Genomic DNA, 22116 nt, shown 5'->3' on the forward strand with positions numbered 1-22116 from the left:
GCGGTCAGCAGGACCCGGTCGGGCGCGACCGCGTGCCGTTCGGCGACCGCAGCGACCGCCGCGGCCGGGCGTGGGTACGCCGCCAGGTCGGTCAGGCTCGCGGTGATCGCGGCCAGCAGCCAGGGCGGCGGAGTGCCCGCGCGGACGTTGACGGCGAGGTCGACCAGCCCCTCACCGACCTCGAGATCGCCGTGGTGTTCCAGATCAAACCCGTTTGTCACGCCGGTCCTCCGTCGGTCGTGGCCGTCCGCCTCCGGCCGCGGTTCACGCGTGGGGCGGGCGCTCCGGGTCCGGAGCGGTTCAGTCTAGGGGCGGCTCGTTCGCGGTCGTTCGTTCCGCCCGCGTTCCGAACACGAGGTCGTCGACGGTCTCGGCGGCGGCGTCGAGCCGCGCCCGCCGGACGTGCTGGTACGTGTCCTGCGTGATCGCCGTCTTCGAGTGCCCGAGCTGGTCGGACACCAGCCGGGTCGCGAGCCCGCCCTCCAGGCCGAGCGTCGCCGCGGTGTGCCGCCCGTCGTGCACCCGGATGACCGGCACGCCGGCCGCCACCGCGAGCGCCGTGAACCGCCGGTTGACCGCGTACGGCGGGGTCGGCGAACCGTCCGCGCGGGCGAACACCCAGCCGCCACCGGGCCCGGCGTCGTACGCGGCGCCCGCGGCGAGGCGCGCCCGGAGCTGCGCCGAGCGGTGCGCCGCGAGCGCGGCCACGTCACCGGGGCTGAGCGACACGGTCCGCCGCGAGCTGGCCGTCTTCGGCGGGCCGGTGACCGCGCCGCGCGGGCCGGTCGCCGTGAGCGTGCGCTCGACGCGGAGCGTCCGGGCGTCGAGGTCGAGGTCGTCCCACCGCAGGCCGGTGACCTCGCCGCGGCGGAGGCCACGCAGCACGACGAGCCGCCAGAGCGGCAGCAGCTCGTCGCCGGTGGTCTCGGCGTGCCCGAGGAACGCCGCGACCTGGTCCGGCGACCAGACCCGCGCGGCGTGCCGCTCCGCCTCGGGCGGGTCGACCTCGCGCGCCGCGTTGAACGCGATCAGCCGCCGCTTGATCGCGCCGTTGAGCGCCATCGCCAGCGCGTCGAGCAGCAGCCGCTGCGTCGCCGGGCCGACCACGCGCGGGGTCGCCCGCCGGTCGAGCGGGTCGGACGGCACGCGGGTGCCCGCGGCCAGGGCGGCGGCGACGACCGCGTTGCGGGCGTCGAGCCAGTCCAGGGCGGCGGTGACGTGGTCCGCGCGGAGCCGGTCCAGGGGCACGTCGCCGAGGTGCGGGTAGAAGTACGTTTCGAGCCGGTACTCGTACGCGGCGCGGGTCGCCGGGCGGACGCGGCGCTTCGTCGCGAGCCACTCCACGCACCACTCCTCGACCGTCGGCGTGGCCGCTGCCGGGTCGAGGCCGGCGCCGTACCGGCGGCGGACCTCCTCGACGGCGGGCAGCTCGCCGCCGCGCCGCGACCTCGTGACGACCAGGTCGCCGACGAGCCGCCGCGTGTGGTCGTCGCTACCCGCGACGGCGAGCAGCTCGCGGACGTGATCGAGCGCCGCGGTCGCCGCCGTCCGGGTCGGGTAGCCGAACCGCTTGCACTGCCGCTGGTCCTGACCGACGACGTCGAGCCGGATCGCCCAGAACCAGGTCTTGCTGCCGTCGCGCGTGATCGAGCTGACGCTCCCGCGCTGCTTCGTGCTCATGCTCTCTGTCCCTTCGTCTCGACGTCAAGAATCTTGACGCCGAGATAATTATCCGCTGGCCGGCGCGCGTGAGCCATCGGCCGCGTCGAGTCCCAGCAGCCGCAGCAGCGGGGCGGTTGGCACGAGCCAGCGGCGGCCGGTCACCTTGATGACGGGCACCGGGAACGCGTCCTTGCGCGCCAGGTCGTACGCCGCGCTGCGACCGAGGCCGAGGACGCGGCCGGCCTCTTCGACGGTGGTGGTGACACCGAGCGCGCGCACGTCCGCGGCGGTCACCGTCGCGCGGTCAGTCATCGTCCGCGTCGGCCATCATCAGCGTCAGGCCGAGGTTGGTGATGGCGTCGGCGATCGCGTCGGCCAGCTCGGGGTCGTACTCGCGGAACTCTCGCCAGTGCGCGAGCAGGCGGTCGACGCGCACGGTAGATGCCACGCGCAGCTCGGTGGCTTCCTCGATGATGGCCCGCAGCTCATCGAAGTCCGGCTCGATCAGCTCCTCGTACGGCGTGATGTAGCTCATCGCAGGACGCCGCCTCGGTCCGGCACGAATGCCAGGTAGCCACGCACGTTCGACAGCCGCCAGCCCGTGCTGACACCGTTGCGGTCGTTGCGGTAGCTCATCGACTTGTTCGGCAGCGGCGCGGGGTAGTCGTCGCCGCGATCGAACGCTTCCATGTACTTGGCCACGGCCTGGTCGTACGTCAGTTCCTCGATCTTGGTGTCGGTCATCGCTGTCTTCCTTCCGGGTACGAACGCACAAAGGACGCAGGCGATGCCGAAGCATCGACCTACGTCCTTTCGTCTGGTGATCCGATTCTACGTACGCACGTTGCGAAGTACGTTCATCCTCATCCAGCGTTGAGCGTGCGCTCGTTCAGCGGTTGTCCAGCGAGGTTCGCGACGCGTGTGCGCCAGATACGGCTCGTCTGTCACGTGCGTCTGACCTGGCCGTTCGTCGGCGTTCGGAACGCGAGCGGAACCAGCGGTCACCGCTTGGGCGGCAGCATCTCCGCGTTCCACGCGGTCTCGCCGTGCCCCCACGTGTTGCGCACGCCCGGCACGTTGCCGCTGCCGAACGGGTTGTGCTCGCGCCGGATCGGTACGACGGTCTCGGCCGGTGGCGCCTCGTCGCGCGTCTCCGGGACCGAGACAGGTTCTCCCGGATCGTTGGCGTCACCCACGTCCGTTCGTACGTCCTGGCCGGCCGGTGGCTGAGAACGCGACATGCGGGACAGGGCGTCAGCTAGCTGGTCGTCCGTCTCGATGACCTCGGCGTCGGGGATCGCGGCCTCGATCGCCGGATACGGCAGGGCGGGCAGTGGCTCACCCGTCAGGTGTGCGCTCGCGCGTTCCATGATCGCAGTTGCCAGGTCGTGATCGACGCCGGCCAACGCGGCGTGAAGCGAGTCGGCGAGGATCCGCCCCTCCATCTCCATGTTCCGCTGCATGGCCAGGCCGATGCCGAGGTCGACCTTGGACTTCGGCGTCAGCGCGAGGTGCTCGCCGAGACTGTCCAGCCGCGCTTCGAGGCGGTCCAGCAGCACGTGGCCGCCGCGCGGTTCGCCGTTTTCGTCCAGCATGCCCTGTTCGTTCAGGTACGCACGCAGCAGTTCGATCTGCGCGCGGGTCCACGACCAGCTGCCGACCGTTCCGGCGAACGCCGGGTCGTCACACCAGGGGGCGTGTTCGAGCAGCTGCGCCGTGAACGTCTCCGCCAGCGGCGCGATCGTGCGCGCCGACTGCGCGCCCGACTTCAGGGCCGCCGTGTTGCCCGGCCACCACTCGTCCTTCTTGCGCCCGCCGCGTGCGCGGGTCTGAGGTCGTCCGGCCATGAAGTCACCTCGCGTGCGTGAGTTTGTGTAACGCTACCGGTCGGGCCCGAAATAGGGCCCGAGGACAGTTTTGAGCCGCCTTTTAGCTCTTGGTCATCGCTTGGTCATCGTTGGCTTGGTCATCCGTTGGTCATCGTTGGTCATCTGCGCCCTGACCAGGCGAAACACCGTTGGTCATCCGTTGGTCACCGGTTGGTTGGTCATCCCAACCTCTGGGGTTGGTCATGAACAGCTGTGGAGCTAATTCGCGCATCAGCCCGCCCTCTCCACGCGGATCAGCCGCCGGACCGTCGAGTCGCTCAGACCGAGGATCGGCATCAGCCGCTGAGCGCGCCGGTTGTCGCTGTCCTCCGGGTACCGCTCGAAGTCTTCGCGGATCAGCTGGCTGCGCGCGAGCGCGTCGCCGCTCGCCTCGCTGACCGTGAGCCACCGGAGGTCCGGGTACTCGGTCCGGTACGTCGCGCCGAGCCGTCGCCGGTCCGCGAGCTTCGACTTCTCGCACGACAGCTGACCGTCACCCAGGTGCCAGTCGACGGCTGCGAGTTGCCGCCACATCGAGGAGCCCCGGAACCGGCGCTCCCCGCTGTGCGGCGGGTGGCCAGCCGCGACCGTCGCCGCGCCGAACGCCGCGCTGATGCGCTTCATCGAGTTCAGGACCGGCAGCACGTCCTTCATGCCGTTGTCGTCGGCCATGCCCATGGCGTAGATGACGTCGAACATGACGACCGGACGCTCGGCGGCGTACTCCTTCAGCAGCCAGTCGACGTCGTCACCGTGCACGAGGTCGATCGGGACGTCGAGCACGAACACCCGGTCGCGCGCGGACTCCCACAGCACCTGGCCTTCCCAGCGCTCGGCGAAGTCGTGCGTTCCCTCGCTCGCGACCAGCAGCACGTTCCGTGGTTCGACGACGCGGTACCCGCGCCAGGGTTGGCCGGCCGCGATCGCGAGCGCCCAGTCCCGGAGCAGGAGCGACTTGCCCGCCTCCTGCGGCCCGCCGAGGAGGTTGACCTCCGCGGCGAGGACCTTGTCGATCACGGCGTCGGGTGGGTCGACCTTCGCGAAGTCGCGGGCCGTGCGCTTCAGCCGCGGCCCGCGCGCCGCGGCGAGTTCGGCCGCGTCGAGCGCTTCCTGCGCGTCGCGGTCCGCCCGGCGCCAGATGACGCGCTCACCGAACAGTTCGCGGTACTTCGAGTCGGACCGCAGGTCGTCGTCTCGGCTCGCGGTGAGGAAGCCGTCAACGATCGCCTGCGCGCCTGGACCGAGGCTGTGGTTGAGCTTCGGGTTCGCCCGCGCCCGGCGCAGCTTCTCGACGGCGTCCTCGGCCGTCCACTCCCGCCGGCCGGGCTCATTCTCGAACTTCGACACCAGGCCGAGCAGGATCGACAGCGCGAGCCGGTCGCTCGCCTGGCCGGCCACCAGTGATGCGGCAGCGCGCGTCAGCAGGTCGTCCTGGTTGCCCGGCGGGATCTTCGCGTCCGAGACCATCGCGTCGACGGTGGCCGGCCAGTCGAACGGGTCACCGTCGAACTCCGAGCCTGCTGATACCCGTGTATTAGCTTCGCTTTCGGTGATCATCGGCGTGATGACTGGACCCGGATCGCCGGGCAGGTTGTCGCTGAGCCACTGGTATGTCCGGCCGTGCGCGTGGTCCGCTGGTGCGACGACGATGTAGCCGTCGTGCTTGATCAGCGTGTCATGCGCCGCAGGATCACCCGCCGCACTGACGTGTCCGCGTACCTTGTGCCCGTTCAGGGCCGCCGTGTTGAAGACGTAGTGGTATGCCTCCGCGACGTTTCCGGTGCGCGCGACGAGCGCCATCGGCAGGTCGCCATCGTTGGCGATGAACGCCTGCCACTCGTCCAACGGACGCTTGTCCTGGTCGACGTCCAGCGCCACGAGACCCGAAGGCTTGAGGAAGATGGCCGGGTTCGCCTGCGGGTATCGCGCCCACCACCCGGCTACGACATCGGGATCATTGCTCGCGTCCTTCTGCCCGTTCGGAACGAGCGCGCTGATCGGATGCTTGCGATCGCAGCCCGCGGTGCCACACGCGCAGATGCCGTTGACGAACCACCAGCACGGCAGCACGAACCACCCGAGCCGCTCGGCGTACGCGACCGCGGCCTCCGCCTTCGTCATCGAGTTGAAGTCGAGCATGCTAGTCACGGCAACCACCTCATGCGGTGGTACTCGTGATCGGCACCGACGTACGATGGACTCGACGTTGTCACGGCGTCTCCCTTCGGTAGGGGGAGTGGCCTCCTCTGGTCGGGAGGCCATTCCTGTTTAAGCGGCCATCCGTGCGTCCTTCCGTCGTGGGTCTCGGTCGAGCTAGTTGCCCTCGGCCTCCTCCTTGTGCGTGCAGCGATCGCAGCAGGATCGGCCCGACAACCACTTCTTGGTCTGGCAGGCGCCGTCGGTCGCACCGCAGCTCGCGCACTTCACGCCGCGACCATTCGGGTCCGCCGGTGCGTCGCCCGCACGTACGCCCACCGGTGCGCCTCGGTGCAGAACCTCTTGACCTCGATCAGGACGCCGCGGTCGTTGAGCACGTCGAGCGAATACCACCCGCAGCCGGTGGCGCGCGTGTGGTCATCCTCGATCGACCAGGGGGCGCACTCCGGGCACGTCGTGGAGGCGCAGGCTTCACGGCACCCGTCGGCGTCGCACCGGTAGTGGTGCAGGATGACGGTGGACGTCTCCCAGGCCATCAGTCGGCCCCCCTCAGCTGCGCGATCTTCTCGTCGATCTCGCGCCGGATCTCCGCGACCCGCGCTTCGGCCTTGTCTCGTGCGTATGCGATCTTCGCGTCGCGCAGCATCTCGTAGGCCGCAACCTGACGGGCGACGTCACCGACGCGCGTTGCGACGACGAGATGCCCGGTTGCCGCGTGGACCTTGGTCGCCTTCACGTTGTCGTTCATCGACGCTCCTCTCGGGAAAACAAAAAGGACGACGCCCCGGAGAACCGGGCCATCGTCCTTTCAACGATGACCACTATACGCCACCCTCGCTGCGAAGCGCCAGATGCCAGTTTCTCCTGCTATACAAGGGTTTTCTGGACTGGTTGCCCGCGCCGAATTACGGTCCTAGCAGTTTGTAACTCACAGCGTGGGAGGCGGACCGTGGCAGCACCACCGACGGTCGCGATGACGGCGCGGTTCGCGCCGGACACGGCGCGGCGCATCAACCGGTTCGCCGAGCAGGTCGGCCTGACGCCGGCCGCGGCGCTCACGGTCCTCGCTTCGTTCGCGCTGGACCACGACGTCGAGCCGTTCCTCGCGTACCGCGACGAACGCATGAGGGCGATGAACGGGAGGACGCGATGACCATCATCACGACACGCGGCGATCTCCGCGAGCACCGCGACCGCGCCAACGCAGCGTGGCTCGCCGCCCGCGAGCCTGAGGCACTGGCCACGAATGCGCTGCTCACGCTCGATCCGGACCGCGCCGGCCGCGACTTCCGGCGCTCGTGGATCGAGCCCGGTCTCGGCTCCTCGGCCGCCGAACGCGTCGAGCACGTCGAGCACGTCGAGAAATTCAGCCGGAAAGCGGTCGAGTTGTTCGGCATCGACGCGTTGGAGGCAACGGCGCGGGTTAAGGACTCGGATCACGTGTGCCGCTGGTGCCTGTCCTGGGCGACCGCGCGGCGCAACGACCGGCCAACTCCGCACCTCCGGGTCGGCGCCGTGCGTTCCACGGCCCAGGGTCCGAAGACCCGCCGTGCCTTCGAGGTTCTCCTCGGCAAGCCGTGCGCGTCGTGCCGCGACAAGATCGTCAGCGAATCACAGCGATGCGACGACCTGCGGTTCGAGCAGCAGCGTGCGAAGCGAGAGCAGCGCGCGGCGCCACCACCGGCCGCGGCTGCCGTAACGGCGACCCTGAACCCCTTCAACCCCGCGCACGCCCGCGCGGTGGTTGCCAGCGGCCACGACCCGCAGCGGACGAAGGAACAGCCGGCGCCGACCGGCTTCCTGACGCTCGAAACGCCGTCGATGCGCGAGCTGGTCGACCGCGACCGTGCGGCACGCGCGGCCCGCAAGAAGTACGGGCGGTGACCATGAACGCCGTGACTACGGGCCGAGCGACACCGGACCATGCCACGTGCGAGGGGTGCCGGGTTGCCCGGAAAACAACCCGGCCCCCGTCCAAGTAGATAGGTGACGCCGATGGATGAGAACGGCCGGACCGAACTGGTTGCTGCGATGCGGTACCACGCCGCTGAAGCGATGCAGGCACTGGAGGACGCGGGCGTCGTTCATCGCCGTACCGTGCTCGACGTCTCGCCGCGGTTCTTCATCGCGGTCGCCGCCGCCTGGGGTGATCTGGCCGCCTGGTGGCCCCAGCCCGGATTAGAGAACCGGCCGCTCGGCGACGTGTTGAAAGTCATTCCGAGCGACACGGCCGCGCGCGTGGTCGAGCGGCTCGTCTGGGGCGGACTGCTTGCTGACGGCAACGATCCGGACGAGGGCTGACGTGAGTACGGGGCTGCGGCGGACCATCGTCACCGGTGAGCATCGGCCGCGGAACGTGCACGTGCTCTACCGGCATCGGTGCGTCAAGTGCGATCGCAGCAATTTGTCGTGGCCCGAGATCAAGCTCGGCCACTGTGAAGGCGATTGGCCCTCGGACGGCGACGGTGTCCGCGCCTAAGCGCCGGTGCAAGGGCAGGCTCAAAACCGGAGAGCTCTGCGGCTCGGGCGCACCCGGGTACTCGAACTACTGCGGCGCGCACCGGCCCGAGGACGAGGAGTACGTCGAGCCGCCGCCCGACGACCGCGGCGAGCGCGAGCTTCAGAAGACATATGGCTGGTGCGTCGGACCGGAGCCGCAGCAGCCTCGCACCGTCCCGCTGGTCCAGCCGGACACCGAGCCACCGCGGTTCACCGAGGGCGTCCGCGACGGCGTGCCGGTGCCGATCGAACCCGTTCGCTACCGGCGACAGGAAGACCGAGGAGAGTCGACATGACCTCAGGTGACACCGCCAGGCGCAAGTACGAACGCAGGCTCCAGCGCGAGAAGCTCGCCGCTGACGAGCCGTGTGCGTGCAGCCCGGCCAGGCCGTGCCTGCTGCACTTCAGCCAGATGAGCCAGCTGGAGCAGCAGCGCGCGTGGGAGCGCGCCCGGATCCACATCTCAGGATCTCAAAGGTTTGCGCGATGAGCGCCGACGCCAGGGACTGGGTGCTGATCAGCCCGGACGGCATGCAGCGGCTGTCGCTCGCCCAGCTCGTCGCGATCACCGATCCGGAGGCGACGCTCGGCATCGAACTGCCGTCACCGAACCGGCTGGTGCGGCAGCTCATCACGGCCGGACTCCTCACCCCCGTTGGCGTTGGCGTGTGCGAGCTGACGCAGCCGTTCGCCGTACGTTCCGCCTGAGGAGGTGCCCGATGACCGACACCCTGATGGGCCGCGCGCTCATCGAAGTCCTGCCGGACATGAAGCGCTTCGCGGGCGACACGCAGCGCCAGGTCCGGTCTGCGATGGCTGGGACGCAGGACGTCGTTGAGAAGCCGTTCAAGGAAGCCAGTAAGGGCATCAAGCAGAGCTTCACCAACGCGGTCTCCGGCGTCGAGCGCGGCGTCAAGTCGGCGGTGTCCGGCGTGCAGGCGACAATGACGCGACCGTTCAAGGCGGCGGACGGCGTCATCCAGCAGGACTTCAAGAAGACGACCGAGGGAATGCAGAAGCGGACGGGCACGTTCGCCCGGTCGCTCAAGGGTCTGCTCGCCCCGGCCCTCGCGGCGTTCGCCGGGCTCGGCGCGATCGGCTTCGCAAAGGACTCGATCGGCTCGTTCCAGGACGCCGGCGTCCAGGTCCTGAGGCTCCAGCGCGTGGCGGGCGGCACGCCCGAGCAGATGTCCCGGCTGCGCGCGGCCGCGATCGCGTCCGGCATCAGCGTCGACACCCTGACCACCAGCGCCAAGCTGTTCTCGAGGAACCTGGTCGCGGCACAGGGCTCGACGAAGAAGTCCGCCGACCTGGTGAAGCTGCTCGGGTTCAACTTCAAGGACGCCCACGGCAAGCTGCTCCCGATGGCTGACCTGCTCCCCCGGGTCGCCGACAAGTTCAAGTCGATGCCGAACGGCGCCGAGAAGACCGCGGCTGCGATCAAGCTCTTCGGGCGCAGTGGCACGGACATGATCCCGTTTCTCAACAAGGGATCCGACGGCATCAAGACCCTGGAGAAGCAGTCCGACAAGCTCGGCACGACGCTGTCCGGCAAGGCGCTGACAAACCTGTCGCACTACCGCCAGCAGCAGCGCGACTTCGCCCAGGCGATGGAGGGCGTCAAGATCAGCGTCGGCGGCGCGCTCCTGCCACTGCTCGGCGGCCTGGCGTCGACAGTCGGCAAGGTCATCCCCGCGGCGTTCGACGCCGGCCGCCAGGCCGTGAGCAACCTCAAGAAGGGGTTCCAGGACCACGCTGTCACCGCGGGCGGGTTCGCCGGGTTCCTCCAGGGGATCGGCAGCACCGCGCGGACGATGAGCGACACGTTCACGCGCGTCGCGCTGCCCCAGCTCAAGAAGCTCGGCGACTACGTCAGGGACACGCTCCTGCCGAAGCTGTCCGACCTCGCGACCACCGGCCTGAACGTCGCGGGTGCCGCCGCGAGGTGGGCGGGCGACCTCATCCAGGGCCTGACGACCGGACTCACGACCGGGAACTGGGGCCCGCTCGGCAAGGCCATCGCCGACGGCGTCGCGGCCGGCCTCCGGGGCCTGGGCGCCGAGACCGGCAAGCTCCTCGACGCGATCGGCAAGCTGGTCGACCAGGTGGACTGGCACGCCCTCGGCGGCCGAGTCAGCAACTCGTTCCTGAACCTCGTGCACTCCATCAACTGGAAGCAGGTCGGTTCCGCGCTGGGCGACGCGTTCGTGACGATCGTGCAGAAGGGCGCCGACCTCGGCGTGAAGCTCGGCACCGCGTTCAAGAACGTCATCCAGGCGGTTGACTGGCAGAAGGTCGGCCACGACTCCACCGACGCGATCGGCCGCTTCGTGTCGGGCGTCGACTGGATCAAGGTCTTCACGACCGCCGTGTCGCTGTTCGCCCGGGGCGGCAAGATCAACGTGCAGCTCGGCCAGGCGATGCTCAACATGGCGCGGGACGCGGTGTGGGGGATGCTGCAGTCGATCACCGACGAGATGAGCGTCGGCCGCAAGTGGCTCGTGCGCAAGACGCAAGACCTCGGTGGCTGGCTCTGGTCCGGCCTGAAGTCCGGCCTGACGTCGGGTGCGCGCGGCCTCAGTAACTGGCTGAAGGTCCACGTCACCGACCCGGTCATCAACTGGGTGAAGAACCTCTTCGGGATCAAGTCGCCGTCCACGGTGTTCGCGAGCATCGGCATCCAGCTCATCCTCGGGTTCAAGGCCGGCATCGTCGCGGCCGCGAACGGCATCGGGCGCTGGATCTACTCCAAGGTGATCAGCCCGGTCGCCGCGCCGTTCGGCAAGGCCGGCATCTGGCTGGTCCAGCACGGGAAGAACATGGTGGCCGGCTTCGAGAACGGCATCATGGCGATCGGCGGGGGCATCGGCAGCTGGATCTACAACCACGTCATCGTGCCCGTCGTGCGGCCGTTCAACCCGGCCGGCAACTGGCTGGTCAGCCACGGCTGGAGCCTGATCAGCGGCCTGCTGGTGGGCGCGCAGAACGCGATGAAGAACATCGGCAACTGGGTCCGCACCCGCGTCGTGAACCCGATCGTCGGCGCCGTCAAGAGCTTCTTCGGCATCCACTCGCCGTCCACGGTGATGGCCGGCATCGGCAGCTTCATGGCGCAGGGCCTCTTCCAGGGCCTCGGGTCGATCAACGTCGGCAAGACCATCGGCAAGATCTTCGGCGGCATGCCCGGCGCGCTCAGCGCGATCGTCAACAAGGGCCTCATCTCGATCAAGGGCCTGCCAGCCAAGGCGCTCTCCGCGCTCGGCTCGGTGGCGGGCGCGATCGGTGGCCTCATCGGCGGCATCGGCAGCCACTCGCTGGCCATCACCGGCAGCGGCGTCAACCGGTGGTCCGGTATCGCGCTGCAGGCGCTCGCCGCGGCCGGAGCGCCCGCCTCGTGGCTCCCGTCCCTGCTCCGCCGGATGCAGCAGGAGTCGGGCGGCAACCCGAACGCGATCAACCTCTGGGACTCGAACGCGAAGGCCGGCCACCCGTCACAGGGCCTGATGCAGGAGATCCCGTCGACGTTCGCCGCCTACGCCGGACCCTACGTGTCGCGCGGCATCCTCGATCCGTTCGCGAACATCTACGCGAGCATCAAGTACGCCAACGCGCGGTACGGTGCGGCGCCGCGCGGCTGGGACCGGCCGGGTGGCTATAAGCAGGGCACGCCGTGGGTGCCGAACGACCAGCTGGCGCTGGTCCACGAGGGCGAAGGCATCATTCCTCGCAAGGTCAACGAGCTATTCCACTCGGCCTCGGGACCGCGCACCGGATCGTCGTCGTCGCTGCCCTCCGCCAGCCAGACGGTGGAACTGCTCGCGGAGGTCGTCGCCCTGCTGAAGGCGCAGCTCGCGCAGGGCAGCCAGCCCATCACGCTCGACGGCCGGCGCCTCGACACGGCCCTGGCGTCCCGCGCGATCGGCCTCGGCACCCAGGTCCACTGAGCGCCCTGAGAACGCGTCTGAGGTCGCCGGACCGGCGGTTCCGCGTACGAACGCGTCCACCGGTGATCTCAGCGCCGGAGATGACCACCTCCGGGACCGGAAGCTCAGTCGGTGTCGCCGCGGCGTCGCCGCTCGTCAGCGACGAGCGCGGCCACCGAGGGGATCGACTCACCGCCACGGATACGGTCGATGACCCGGCGGCCTTCGACACGCAGCAGGAGGTCCTCGGTGCTGAGACCGGCCTCGGCGCACCGCCGTGCCTGGTCGCCATCGTCCGGTCCGAGACCAGCAGCGATCCAGGTCCGCTTCTCGTCGGTGTCGATGAAGTTCCGCGACCACGAGTCGGGCTGCGGACCCCGAGGCGACGGGCGCGGACCGCTGCGCCGGGGTGCTGTCGGCCGGGGCAACTTGATGTCCTGGGGTAGTACGCCGAACATAGCGGCAGCTTCGCGGCGAAGCCGTTCGTCGTCAGAGAGCGGAGCGACGGCGCTCCGTGGACGGCGGTTATCGGCGAACGGGGTGTCCCTTTGCCGTCCGGCGGGACGCTGACGTCGGGGCGGATTGGATTCGATGCTCTCGGCCAGGCGGCGGACGGCCGTGGCCTCGACCAGGCTGGAAGCGGAGCGGACGAACTCGCCCAAGTCGTTCAGTCGCGTAAGGACGACCTTGCTGGTGACGCCCAGTTCCTTGGCGAGCTCATAGACGCGGATTTTTGCCACGGGGGAACCTCGATCTTTCGTGAGGGTGGCAGTGGACCGGCCAGCGGGAGGGGACCGTTGGTCCTGATCCACCACGCACGACAGTAGGGGACGCCAGCGCCGAAACCGGGCACGTCGCACGGCGTGTTGCGCAAACAAGAAGCGACCCCGACCGAAGCCGGGGTCGCTTTCGCGGAAACCCTAGTCGCGGGGGTCGTAGCCGGGGCCGGTGCCGGTGTCGTGCCAGCGCGTGCCGCGTTCGGGTTCCGGCGCGGGCGCGGGCTCTTGCTCGGGCGGGCAGATCAGCTCGCGGAGCTGCGCGATCGTCCACTCGTCGTCCACGAGGTCGACGAGCACGGCCCGCAGCCGGTGCAGCAGCTCGTCGTTGCGGTCGTCCGCCGGCGTGCTCATCGCTCGGATCCCTCGGCGTTGATGACCTCCCAGGCGTCGAGCCCGGGGATCAGGCCGAGCATCCCGCCGTCGTCGTCCCACTTGACGTGGACGGTGCCGAGGTCGTCAACGAAAGTCACGGAGCCGGTGTCGCCCGGCTGCCGTAACGACGCGGCGTCCGCGGCCAGTTTCAGCAGCCGCACGCGGCTGCCGGAGTTCGGTACGTTGATGTTCACGGTTGCCTCCTACAAGGCGATCGAGGCCCCGGCCGAGCGGTGCGAACGCTCGCCGGGGCCGCTTTGAGTTACTTGGTGTCGGCGCCGAGCAGGCGCAGCGCCTCGGCGATCAGCTGGCGGGCGTTCGTGACCGTGGTCTGCTGCGCCGCGGTCTCCAGGACGTGGATCACCTCGGCCCGCTTCGACGGCTTGCGCGTTGCCGTGGTCCGCTCGGGCGGGGTGATCGCGCCGGACTCGATGCCGTCGAGGACGGGAAGCAGAAGCCGCAGCTCATCGGGCGTCGCGGCGCCGCCGCGGCTCAGCCGGTCGACGCGGCCGGCCAGCTTCCAGGTGTCCGTGCCGGGCTCCAGGGGCACGTCCGGGTTCGCCAGCTTGGCGAGCGCCCGGCACGTGAACCCGGCGGCGCGGGCGGCCGTCAGGAGGCGGGCGAGATCAACCGCGACGGGCTTCGGCGCGGGCTCGTTGCTCTGGGCAACCTTCTTGGCCGGCGTCTTCGGCGCGGGCTTGGCCGCGGCGGGCTTGGTCGTGGTCGTCTTGCGGGCCGGGGCCTTCTTGGCGGGTGCGGCAGTGGCTGCGGTGGTGGTCATCGTCTCGTCCGTTCGTCTGGTCGGCGGTGACGCTGCGTCACCGCCCTGAGACGAATATCGCGCGAAAATGCTGGTAATGACATAGCTCCGGGCACCGAGTTGTGACGCATCGTGACCGGAAGTGGCACGACGAAGCCCCCTGACCCGAAGGTCAGGGGCTGGGGACGACTGCCGCCTAGCAGCAGGCGTGCGCGACGACGTAGCCGACCGGGGGCTCAGCGACGTCCTCGGCCATCAGGAAGACGCGCTCGATGCCCCGGTCGATTGGTGACACGAAGTCACCCACCCCGGCGAGCCGCCAGGGCGCACCGCAGAACGTGCAGGTCCCGCGGCGGTCGTGGTACGCGATGGTTTCGCGCCCCTCGGGCGTGATGCGCCTGCCCTGCCGGATCACGACGTCACCTCCCCGGTGTCCGGCACCACGAAGAAGAGGTCCTCCGCCTCCTCGAACAGCGGCGTCAGGGCCGGTTCGATCCGAGCCTTGATGAACTCCCCTACGTCCTCTTGTGTGACGCCCGGCCGCAGGGCCGAATTGTTGGTGACCACCCGGAGCCCGATCTCTGCGCCTAGTGGGTGGTCCGGCGTCGGCATCAGGTCCTGGGGGTGATCGTGGCGCTTCAGCTTCCTCTTGTTGCTCATCGCTTGTTGCTCCTTGCGATCCGTGGCGGCAACAGTTGCCGCTCACGAACCAGCGTCCGAACGCACGTCGCTATTTTGTTCCGTCTGCAACGTTGGAGACGCCCGGCTGAGCGTGAGAGCGCTCTACCGTGTTACCAGCGCGCGGCCGAACCGTGACCGGACCGTGACCCGGCCGGAGGCGGCCCGCTCGTTCCGCTTTCGTTCCGTCCGGGCGCACGAGCGGGGCGGCCCGGAGACGTTTGACCTGGTCAGCGCGCTGACCGGGCGCGCCGGTACCAGATCAAACCCATCGAGCACGCTCAGGAGGCTAACGCGTCAGGGGTTTTTCCGGACCAGGCGGTCCGCGAACTGGTCACCGGGGCGTGACCGAGTACCGGCGGTTCTGCAGTGACGGGTTGCGCTTGCGTACGTCGGCCAACCGCTCAGCTGTGATCTCGGCGTACGCGTGCCCATCCGACTCACCCACCGATGCCAGCGCGATGCCTTGCGGGTCCACGACCTGGCTAAGACCGCAGTACTTCTTCCCGTTCTGTGCGGCCGCCGCGACGTAGCAGGTGTTCTCCACGGCGCGTGCGGTGAGCAGTGTCGTCCAGTGGTGTTCCTTGAGCGGTCCACGGACCCACGCGGCTGGCACGACCAGCACCTCGGCGCCGGCGTCTACGAGCGCACGGGACAGCTCAGGGAAGCGCAGGTCGTAGCAGGTCATCAACCCGAGCTGGTGGTCGCCGATCTGGATCACTACAGGCGCTACGTCGCCTGCGGTGAGCTGGTCGGACTCCTTGTACCCAAAGGCGTCGTACAGGTGGATCTTGCGATAAGCGCCGAGCAGTACGCCGTCGGCGCCCACCGCGAGCAGCGTGTTGTACGGGCGGTGCTGGTCGCAGCTGAGCTCGAACATGCCGGCCACGATCGCCACGTCGTGCTCCACGGCAGCCTTGCGGAGGGTTGCGACGAACTCGCCGTCCAGGGACTCGGCGGCCTCCGCGACCGACTCTCCTTCGACGGCGAAGTCGGACATCATCGCTTCCGGCAGTACGACGAGGTCCGGGCGGCCCTGCGCCGCCTCCGCGACCAGGCGCGTGACCAGGTCCCGGTTGGCGGCCTTGTCGTAGCTGCTGGCGGTCTGCACCACGGCGATCCTCATCTCTCCATGGTGCCGCAGAACCCGAAGCGACAGAACTTGAACCTCCCGTAGCGGGAGGACCTACGGTCGAACACATGGACACCGAGAACAGGACCTGGCGGGTCGGCGCGCTGGCCGAGGCGACGGGCCTCAGCGTCCGGACCCTGCACCACTACGACGAGATCGGACTGCTGCGGCCGGGATGGCGGACTACGTCCGGGCATCGGCAGTACGACGCGGCCGACGTACGGCGGCTGCACCGGATCGTGGCGTTGCGGGGGTTCGGGTTGTCGCTGGCGGAGATCGGGCAGGTCCTCGACGGCGAGCTGACGGATCCGCGCGCGCTGATCCGTGCCCAGCTCGAGGTGGTCGAGGAGCAGCTCGTGGCGGCGACGCAGGTCCGGGACAAGTTGCTCGGCGTACTGGACGGGCTCGAGAGCGCTCACGAGCCGTCCGCACAAACACTCATCGAACTCATCGAGGTGACGACAGCTATGAACCGCACACTGACTCACGAGGAATTCCAGGCGATGGCGGAGACTCGCCGCCGACTCACCGAGAACCTCTCCCCGGAGGAACTCGAAGCACTGTCCGCCCGCCGTCAGCAGGCGATGGAAGCCCTGACGCCCGAGGAACGCGAACGCATGCGCCAAGCCCGCGAGAGCCTGCTCCCGGCCGACGGGTAGGTGGGAGACTGCGGGGGTGGAGTTCGACGCGTTGGTGTTGGCCGGGGGTGGGTCCACGCGGTTCGGGGGCGTGGACAAGGCAATGCTCGTGCTGGACGGGGTGTCGTTGCTGGACCGGGTGCTGACGGCGACGGCGGCCGCTGCGTCGACCGTGGTGGTCGGGCCGGTGCGTACTGCGTGCCGGGAGGTGAGCTGGACCCTGGAGGACCCGCCCTCCGGGGGGCCGGTGGCGGGGTTGGCCGCCGGACTGGCGTACGGCGTGGCCCCGGTCGTCGTCGTGGTCAGCTGCGACCTGCCGTGGATCACCGCGGCCGACGTACAGAAGCTGGTCGACGGGCTCAACGAGCACGACGGGTTCGGCCTGCGCGACGGGTTCGGCCTGCGTGACACCTCCGGCCAGGAGCAGCAGCTCGCCGCGGCGTACCGCCGTACCGCCTTGGCCGCCAAGATCGCTGCAGTAGGCGATCCGCGGGACAAGTCGGTACGGCGTACCCTAGCCGGCCTCGACCTGGCCTGGACCGAGCCGACCCGCGCCGGCGACGACGTCGACACCTGGGCCGACCTGGACGACTGAAAACCGCTGGACGGCGTCCGTAGGTTCAACTGCATGGACGTCGCACGACTGGTCGAGGACGCACTCCACGTCAAGGCCGGCACGATCACCGAACGTACCGGCGGTCAGCTGAGCACCGTGTACGAGGTGCAGACCGCGGACGCCCCGGTGATCGTGAAGGTCTACGCGCCGGAATGGCGCTGGAAACAAGCCAAGGAAGTCCACGTCTACGGAATGCTCGAGCCCGAGGTCGGCGGGCAGGTGCCGAAGGTGCTGCACGTCGGCGACGGCGTCACGATCCTCAGCAAGCTCGACGGCGTACCGCTCTCGCAGACAGAACCGGCCGACTGGCGTACGACGTACGCACAGCTGGGTGAGCTGCTCCGGAAGATCCACCGCATCGGGCAACCGGAGTACGGCTACCTGACCGATCGGATCCTCGACCCGCTGCCGGACAACGACCGGTACATGCGCGGCCAGTTCGCGAAGAAGCTGCACGAGTTCGAAGAGCTGAAAGGCGACCCGGAGCTGCACGGGAAGATCGCGGACCACGTAGAGCGCCACCAGCACCTGTTCGCGGCGAACACGGCTGCCGTCCTGTGCCACAACGACTTTCACGAAGGCAACATCCTCGTGGACCCGGCGACCTGGCGGATCAACGGTTTCATCGACGTCGAGAACGCGATCGCCGCCGACCCGCTCGTCGACCTCGCGAAGACGATCCAGTACTCCGCGCACGACAACCCGGACAAGCTCGCCGGGCTCGCGGACGGGTACGGCGACGTACCGCAGGACCGCGTCGACCTCTACCGGCTCTACCACTCCCTCGAGCTCTGGGACTGGTTCAAGTCGATCGGCGAGACCACCTATCTCGACAGCATCGCCCAGGACATGGAGACGTTGGTCGGGAGGTAGGTTGGGCCGCATGCGAGCTGTCGTGTGTGATGGGGTCGGCGGAATCGACGTTCTCGGGATCGGCGAGATCCCGGACCCGGAACCGGCTGCCGACGAGGTCGTGATCGACGTCGTCGCGGCCGGCGTGAACCGGGCCGACCTCATGCAGCGCCAGGGCTTCTACCCACCGCCGCCCGGCGCGCCGGGCACGATCGGGCTCGAGGTGTCCGGCCGGATCGCCGCGGTCGGCGCCGAGGTCGAGGGCTGGTCGGTCGGTGACGAGTGCTGCGCGCTGCTGGCCGGCGGCGGGTACGCCGAGAAGGTCGCCGTCCCCGCGCCGCAGGTGATGCCGGTGCCGGACGGTCTCGACCTGGTGAGCGCGGCCGCGCTGCCCGAGGTCGTGGCGACGGTCTGGTCCAACGTCTTCATGACCGCGCACCTGAAGGCCGGCGAGACGCTGCTCGTGCACGGCGGCTCGTCGGGGATCGGGACGATGGCGATCCAGCTCGGCGTCGCGCACGGCGCCCGGGTGCTGACCACGGTCGGCAGCGCCGAGAAGATGGAGTTCTGCACCCGGCTCGGGGCGGACGTCGCGATCAACTACAAGGAAGCCGAGTGGGCCTCGGTGGTCGACGAGGCCACCAAGGGCGCCGGGGCGGACGTGATCCTCGACATCATCGGCGCGAAGTACCTGACCGACAACGTCAAGGCGCTCGCGTTCGACGGACGGCTGGTGGTGATCGGTATGCAGGGCGGCGTCAAGGGCGAGCTGGACCTCGGCCGGCTGCTGAGCCGCCGCGGTTCGGTGATCGCGACCGGGCTGCGGTTCCGCTCGGTCGCGGACAAGGGCCGGATCATCGCCGAGGTGGTCGGCCACGTCTGGCCGCTGATCGTGGAGAAGAAGGTCCGCCCGATCGTGCACTCCACCTTCCCGCTCGCCGAGGTCGCCAAGGCCCACCAGGCCCTCGAGGATTCCAACCACCTCGGCAAGGTCCTGCTCACCCTGTAGGCAGGTTGGCCTTGACCCATTCCGGGTCGGGTTCGACGAGCTGGATGACGTCGATCCACGTGCCGGCCGGGTCGCGGACGAAGAAGTGCCGTTGACCGAAGGGCTCGGTCACCGGTTCGCCTTCCAGCCGTACGCCGCCTTCGCGGAGGGCGTCGGCGACCTTGTCCGCGTCGTCGACGACGAAGCCGAACACATTGCCGGTCTCGGGCAGCGCCGACACGGCCGCCGGGATCGTCGGATGCCCGCGCTCCATGATCGCGAGCTCCCAGTCCGCCGTCCCGCGGCGCACCGTGACGAACCAGCCGAGATCGATCCCGACCTGCAGGTCGAGGTACTGCGTGTAGAAGGCGGCGACGTCCGCGGGCCGGTCGGTGACCACGGCCGCGCCGAATGCTGCGGGTTGCATACGTTCTCCTAAGTACTACAGCTGTTGCTGTTATGCACAACAGTTGTAGTGGAAATCCTGCTAGCCTGTCAACATGCCCCGGAACCCGGAACGCCGCACCCAGCTGGCCGACGCCGGCCTCGACGTACTCGCCGCCCAAGGCGCCCGCGGCCTCACCCATCGCGCCGTCGACGCCGCCGCCGGACTCCCGGCCGGTACGGCGTCCAACTACTTCAAGTCCCGTGACGCCCTGCTCGGCGCGCTCGGCGAGCGGATCTTCGAGCGCCTCACCCCCGACGAGGCCGTCCTCGAGCCGCTGGCGCAACGCGAGCCGGGGATCGAGCTCGCAGTCGACTACGTGCACTACATCGTCGAGCGGCTGCTCGCGCGCCCGGAGCTCACGCTCGCGCTGTTCGAGCTCCGCCTGGAGGCGGCCCGGCGGCCCGGGCTGCGCGAGATCCTGGCCCGCACGCTGCGGCAGGGGTTCGACGCAGACGTCGCGTTCAACGCGCACGCCGGTCTGCCGGGCGGCGCCGAGGAGATCCGGCTGCTGCATTTCGCGATCGACGGCCTGATGCTCGACCTGCTGACCCCGGGCACCGGCCGGCCGTACGACGTACACGCGATCACCGAGCACCTGGTCCGCCGCCTGAACCGGCAGGATTGACGACTCGCATACCCGGTATGCATACTCGGTATCCATGTCGATCAAGCACGGATTGCTGGCGCTGCTCCAGGACGAGCCGAAGTACGGGTACCAGCTGCGCGGCGAGTTCGAGGCCGCCACCGGGGCGACCTGGCCGCTGAACATCGGGCAGGTCTACACCACGCTCACCCGCCTCGAGCGCGACGGACTGGTCCGGGCCGCGTCCAGCGACGGCGACGGACGGTCGACGTACGAGATCACCGACGCCGGCCGCTCCGAGCTGGCGAAGTGGTTCGCGACGCCGGTGACCCGGGAGTCACGACCCCGCGACGAACTGGCGATCAAGCTCGCGCTCGCCCTCGCGGTGCCGGGCGTGGACGTCAGCGCCGTGGTCCAGGGGCAGCGGATGTCGACCATGCAGTCGCTGCAGGAGCTGACCCGGCTGAAGCGGAACAGCACCGAGGGCGAGATCTCCTGGCAGCTCGTGATCGAGTCGATGATCTTCGGCGCCGAGGCCGAGATCCGCTGGCTCGACCACTGCGAGGGGATGCTGTTACGCCACCGCGGCACACCGCGGGCCGTGCAGCAGAACAAGCCGCAGACGTATGCGCCGGACGAGCACGAGGCACGCTCATGATCCTCGACGAAGTACTTGTCGACGGCAACGACCTGGGCCACGCGCGCGCTGCAGGAGGTCGGGCAGATGGTTGCCGTGCACAACTATGACGCCCAGAGGAGTAGCTCGCCGCGGTCAGCCTGCTGCTCGATGGTTGCTGACCCGATCCCAGCTACCGATGGTCGGCCGCGTCGAACAGGGCGACCTCGGGGTAGGCGACGGGGTACGGCGGTGTGCTGGTGATGCGCCATTGGCCACAGGCGCACCGCTGGTACACCACCAGCCCTTCGCTGACCTGATGGCTGGAGACCACGCTCCAGCGGTGCCGGTGGATGTCTGTCATGGATCCATCGTGATGTAATGGCATTATGCATCTCAACCCTTACGGCGCGGACGCGGTCCTGCTCGCGGTGAACCTGGCCACCCGGCCGGCACATACGCCCGAGGAGTTGGCCGAGCGCTGCGAGGAGAGTGGCGTCGAGAGCCGGCTGGTGCGCGAGCGACAAGTGACCGCCGCGGACCTGGCCGCCGTACGCACGGCGCTCGACGAGTGGCTGCACGTGGTGGACGCCGCGGACGAGCAGACCCGGGTCGACCTGGTGAACGCGATGCTGGCGAAGTACACCGAGCACCCGCGGCTCACGAACCATGCCGGCGACGGCTGGCACATGCACTACCGGCCCGACCACGTCCCGGTCGGGCGACTGGTCGCGACCCTGATCAGCACCGGTACGGCGCTGCATCTGGCCGGCCGCGGCATCACCCGCCTCGGCCGGTGCGCAACCGAGGGCTGCGACAACGTGTACGCCGACCTGTCCCGCACCGGCCGCCAGCGCTACTGCAGCCCCGCCTGCGCGAATCGGGGCGCCGTACGCCGCCATCGCGCCCGTTCGACCGGCGCCTAGGATGGGGTAATGAGCGAGAGCAGCAGCGAAGGCCAGGGAGTTCCGATGGCCGGGGCGCGGACCGAAGACGGCAAGGTGCTGATCGTCGGGCCGGACGGCATGGCCGTCGAGGGTCCGCCGCGCTCCGACAAGGACAACGACGAGCACGACGACGAGCCGCGTTCGGTGACCGAGCTGGTCGAACAGCCGGCCAAGGTGATGCGGGTCGCCAACATGATCCGGCAGTTGCTGGAAGAGGTGAAGTCGGCGCCGCTCGACGAGGCCTCCCGGGCGCGGCTGCGGTCGATCCACGAGGCGTCGATCAAGGAGCTGGAGAGCGGCCTGGCGCCGGAGCTGGTCGAGGAACTGGAGCGGCTCAGCCTCGACTTCACCGACGACAGCACGCCCACCGACGCCGAGCTGCGGATCGCGCAGGCGCAGCTGGTGGGCTGGCTCGAGGGCCTGTTCCATGGCATCCAGACCGCGTTGTTCGCGCAGCAGATGGCCGCGCGGCAGCAGCTGGAGCAGATGCGCCGGGCCCTTCCCGGCGGGCAGCAGCTGCCCCCCGACGGACAGTTCCCGGACTCACCGCAGGCCGGCAACACCAACGGCCCGGGCAGCGGCGGGATGTACCTGTAAC

General features: G+C 69.3%; 31 protein-coding genes and 1 pseudogene. 14 read left to right on the top strand and 18 right to left on the bottom strand.

Annotation, left to right across the window (positions count from 1 at the left end):
- The 9 genes and pseudogenes from VFF46_RS29890 to VFF46_RS29930 form a co-directional block, all read right to left on the bottom strand.
- A pseudogene (locus VFF46_RS29890) lies at positions 1-221 on the bottom strand (aminotransferase); the annotation flags it as partial.
- A gap of 79 nt (positions 222-300) precedes the next feature.
- Positions 301-1680, bottom strand: a complete 1380-nt coding sequence (locus VFF46_RS29895; protein ID WP_325040572.1) for a tyrosine-type recombinase/integrase — start codon at positions 1678-1680, stop codon at positions 301-303.
- 48 nt (positions 1681-1728) lie between these two features.
- A complete protein-coding gene (locus VFF46_RS29900) occupies positions 1729-1974 on the bottom strand; it encodes a hypothetical protein (RefSeq protein ID WP_325040573.1) in 246 nt (81 codons plus the stop codon).
- The gene (locus tag VFF46_RS29905; RefSeq protein ID WP_325040574.1) at positions 1967-2197 is read right to left on the bottom strand and encodes a hypothetical protein; all 231 of its coding nucleotides are present in this window, start codon (positions 2195-2197) and stop codon (positions 1967-1969) included. The genes VFF46_RS29900 and VFF46_RS29905 overlap by 8 nt, the downstream gene beginning before the upstream one ends.
- On the bottom strand, positions 2194-2406 hold the full coding sequence (locus tag VFF46_RS29910) for a hypothetical protein (protein WP_325040575.1): 213 nt from the start codon (positions 2404-2406) through the stop codon (positions 2194-2196). Before VFF46_RS29910 ends, VFF46_RS29905 begins: the two co-directional genes overlap by 4 nt.
- A 257-nt stretch (positions 2407-2663) precedes the next feature.
- A complete protein-coding gene (locus VFF46_RS29915) occupies positions 2664-3509 on the bottom strand; it encodes a hypothetical protein (RefSeq protein ID WP_325040576.1) in 846 nt (281 codons plus the stop codon).
- A 252-nt stretch (positions 3510-3761) separates the two neighbouring features.
- On the bottom strand, positions 3762-5669 hold the full coding sequence (locus VFF46_RS29920) for a bifunctional DNA primase/polymerase (RefSeq protein ID WP_325040606.1): 1908 nt from the start codon (positions 5667-5669) through the stop codon (positions 3762-3764).
- 284 nt (positions 5670-5953) lie between these two features.
- Positions 5954-6223, bottom strand: coding sequence for a hypothetical protein (locus tag VFF46_RS29925; protein ID WP_325040577.1), 270 nt, complete (start codon positions 6221-6223; stop codon positions 5954-5956).
- Entirely contained in the window at positions 6223-6435 is a 213-nt protein-coding gene (locus tag VFF46_RS29930) for a hypothetical protein (protein ID WP_325040578.1), read from the bottom strand. The genes VFF46_RS29925 and VFF46_RS29930 overlap by 1 nt, the downstream gene beginning before the upstream one ends.
- A 201-nt stretch (positions 6436-6636) precedes the next feature.
- On the opposite strand from VFF46_RS29930, the gene VFF46_RS29935 reads away from it, so the two are divergent.
- The 6 genes from VFF46_RS29935 to VFF46_RS29960 all read left to right on the top strand — a co-directional run bounded on the left by VFF46_RS29935 (position 6637) and on the right by VFF46_RS29960 (position 12130).
- A complete protein-coding gene (locus VFF46_RS29935) occupies positions 6637-6840 on the top strand; it encodes a hypothetical protein (RefSeq protein WP_325040579.1) in 204 nt (67 codons plus the stop codon).
- Positions 6837-7571, top strand: coding sequence for a hypothetical protein (locus tag VFF46_RS29940; RefSeq protein ID WP_325040580.1), 735 nt, complete (start codon positions 6837-6839; stop codon positions 7569-7571). The genes VFF46_RS29935 and VFF46_RS29940 overlap by 4 nt, the downstream gene beginning before the upstream one ends.
- A gap of 111 nt (positions 7572-7682) precedes the next feature.
- Positions 7683-7988 carry a hypothetical protein gene (locus VFF46_RS29945; protein WP_325040581.1) on the top strand — a complete coding sequence of 102 codons (306 nt, stop codon included), beginning with the start codon at positions 7683-7685 and terminating at the stop codon, positions 7986-7988.
- A gap of 164 nt (positions 7989-8152) precedes the next feature.
- A complete protein-coding gene (locus tag VFF46_RS29950) occupies positions 8153-8482 on the top strand; it encodes a hypothetical protein (RefSeq protein ID WP_325040582.1) in 330 nt (109 codons plus the stop codon).
- A 190-nt stretch (positions 8483-8672) separates the two neighbouring features.
- The gene (locus tag VFF46_RS29955; protein WP_325040583.1) at positions 8673-8894 is read left to right on the top strand and encodes a hypothetical protein; all 222 of its coding nucleotides are present in this window, start codon (positions 8673-8675) and stop codon (positions 8892-8894) included.
- Between the two features lie 11 nt (positions 8895-8905).
- On the top strand, positions 8906-12130 hold the full coding sequence (locus tag VFF46_RS29960; RefSeq protein WP_325040584.1) for a phage tail tape measure protein: 3225 nt from the start codon (positions 8906-8908) through the stop codon (positions 12128-12130).
- Positions 12131-12234: 104 nt separating this feature from the next.
- Here the strand turns inward: VFF46_RS29960 and VFF46_RS40670 are convergent, their stop codons facing one another.
- The 7 genes from VFF46_RS40670 to VFF46_RS29995 form a co-directional block, all read right to left on the bottom strand.
- The gene (locus tag VFF46_RS40670) at positions 12235-12849 is read right to left on the bottom strand and encodes a translation initiation factor IF-2 N-terminal domain-containing protein (RefSeq protein ID WP_414673107.1); all 615 of its coding nucleotides are present in this window, start codon (positions 12847-12849) and stop codon (positions 12235-12237) included.
- A 180-nt stretch (positions 12850-13029) separates the two neighbouring features.
- Complete coding sequence (locus VFF46_RS29970; RefSeq protein WP_325040585.1) at positions 13030-13239, bottom strand: hypothetical protein; 210 nt, start codon at positions 13237-13239, stop codon at positions 13030-13032.
- Positions 13236-13454, bottom strand: coding sequence for a DUF4314 domain-containing protein (locus VFF46_RS29975; protein WP_325040586.1), 219 nt, complete (start codon positions 13452-13454; stop codon positions 13236-13238). The genes VFF46_RS29970 and VFF46_RS29975 overlap by 4 nt, the downstream gene beginning before the upstream one ends.
- Positions 13455-13522: 68 nt before the next feature.
- Entirely contained in the window at positions 13523-14041 is a 519-nt protein-coding gene (locus VFF46_RS29980) for a hypothetical protein (RefSeq protein ID WP_325040587.1), read from the bottom strand.
- 175 nt (positions 14042-14216) lie between these two features.
- Complete coding sequence (locus VFF46_RS29985; RefSeq protein WP_325040588.1) at positions 14217-14435, bottom strand: hypothetical protein; 219 nt, start codon at positions 14433-14435, stop codon at positions 14217-14219.
- A complete protein-coding gene (locus VFF46_RS29990) occupies positions 14432-14680 on the bottom strand; it encodes a hypothetical protein (RefSeq protein ID WP_325040589.1) in 249 nt (82 codons plus the stop codon). The genes VFF46_RS29985 and VFF46_RS29990 overlap by 4 nt, the downstream gene beginning before the upstream one ends.
- A 352-nt stretch (positions 14681-15032) precedes the next feature.
- On the bottom strand, positions 15033-15824 hold the full coding sequence (locus tag VFF46_RS29995) for a carbon-nitrogen hydrolase family protein (protein WP_325040590.1): 792 nt from the start codon (positions 15822-15824) through the stop codon (positions 15033-15035).
- Between the two features lie 74 nt (positions 15825-15898).
- Between VFF46_RS29995 and VFF46_RS30000 the strand changes: the two genes are divergently transcribed.
- The 4 genes from VFF46_RS30000 to VFF46_RS30015 are packed head-to-tail and all read left to right on the top strand — an operon-like array spanning position 15899 to position 18945.
- The gene (locus tag VFF46_RS30000) at positions 15899-16489 is read left to right on the top strand and encodes a MerR family transcriptional regulator (RefSeq protein WP_325040591.1); all 591 of its coding nucleotides are present in this window, start codon (positions 15899-15901) and stop codon (positions 16487-16489) included.
- 16 nt (positions 16490-16505) lie between these two features.
- Entirely contained in the window at positions 16506-17063 is a 558-nt protein-coding gene (gene mobA / locus VFF46_RS30005) for a molybdenum cofactor guanylyltransferase (protein ID WP_325040592.1), read from the top strand.
- Positions 17064-17096: 33 nt separating this feature from the next.
- Entirely contained in the window at positions 17097-17957 is an 861-nt protein-coding gene (locus tag VFF46_RS30010) for an aminoglycoside phosphotransferase family protein (RefSeq protein ID WP_325040593.1), read from the top strand.
- Between the two features lie 10 nt (positions 17958-17967).
- Positions 17968-18945, top strand: coding sequence for an NAD(P)H-quinone oxidoreductase (locus VFF46_RS30015; protein WP_325040594.1), 978 nt, complete (start codon positions 17968-17970; stop codon positions 18943-18945).
- On the opposite strand, the gene VFF46_RS30020 is transcribed toward VFF46_RS30015, so the two are convergent.
- Positions 18935-19351 carry a VOC family protein gene (locus tag VFF46_RS30020; protein ID WP_325040595.1) on the bottom strand — a complete coding sequence of 139 codons (417 nt, stop codon included), beginning with the start codon at positions 19349-19351 and terminating at the stop codon, positions 18935-18937. The two genes, VFF46_RS30015 and VFF46_RS30020, sit on opposite strands and share 11 nt — an antisense overlap.
- A 73-nt stretch (positions 19352-19424) precedes the next feature.
- Between VFF46_RS30020 and VFF46_RS30025 the strand changes: the two genes are divergently transcribed.
- Together VFF46_RS30025 and VFF46_RS30030 are read left to right on the top strand one after the other, a co-directional pair.
- Positions 19425-19997, top strand: coding sequence for a TetR/AcrR family transcriptional regulator (locus VFF46_RS30025; protein WP_325040596.1), 573 nt, complete (start codon positions 19425-19427; stop codon positions 19995-19997).
- Positions 19998-20031: 34 nt separating this feature from the next.
- Positions 20032-20613, top strand: coding sequence for a PadR family transcriptional regulator (locus VFF46_RS30030; protein WP_325040597.1), 582 nt, complete (start codon positions 20032-20034; stop codon positions 20611-20613).
- A gap of 151 nt (positions 20614-20764) precedes the next feature.
- Here the strand turns inward: VFF46_RS30030 and VFF46_RS30035 are convergent, their stop codons facing one another.
- A complete protein-coding gene (locus tag VFF46_RS30035; protein WP_325040598.1) occupies positions 20765-20935 on the bottom strand; it encodes a hypothetical protein in 171 nt (56 codons plus the stop codon).
- 25 nt (positions 20936-20960) lie between these two features.
- Here VFF46_RS30035 and VFF46_RS30040 point away from each other — a divergent pair, with 25 nt between their 5' ends.
- The gene (locus tag VFF46_RS30040; RefSeq protein WP_325040599.1) at positions 20961-21497 is read left to right on the top strand and encodes a CGNR zinc finger domain-containing protein; all 537 of its coding nucleotides are present in this window, start codon (positions 20961-20963) and stop codon (positions 21495-21497) included.
- Positions 21498-21506: 9 nt separating this feature from the next.
- A complete protein-coding gene (locus VFF46_RS30045; protein ID WP_325040600.1) occupies positions 21507-22115 on the top strand; it encodes a bacterial proteasome activator family protein in 609 nt (202 codons plus the stop codon).
- The last annotated feature ends 1 nt before the right edge of the window (position 22116 follow it).

Origin of the sequence: Kribbella sp., assembly GCF_035655035.1 — a bacterium.
In the GTDB taxonomy this organism is placed as follows: domain Bacteria; phylum Actinomycetota; class Actinomycetes; order Propionibacteriales; family Kribbellaceae; genus Kribbella.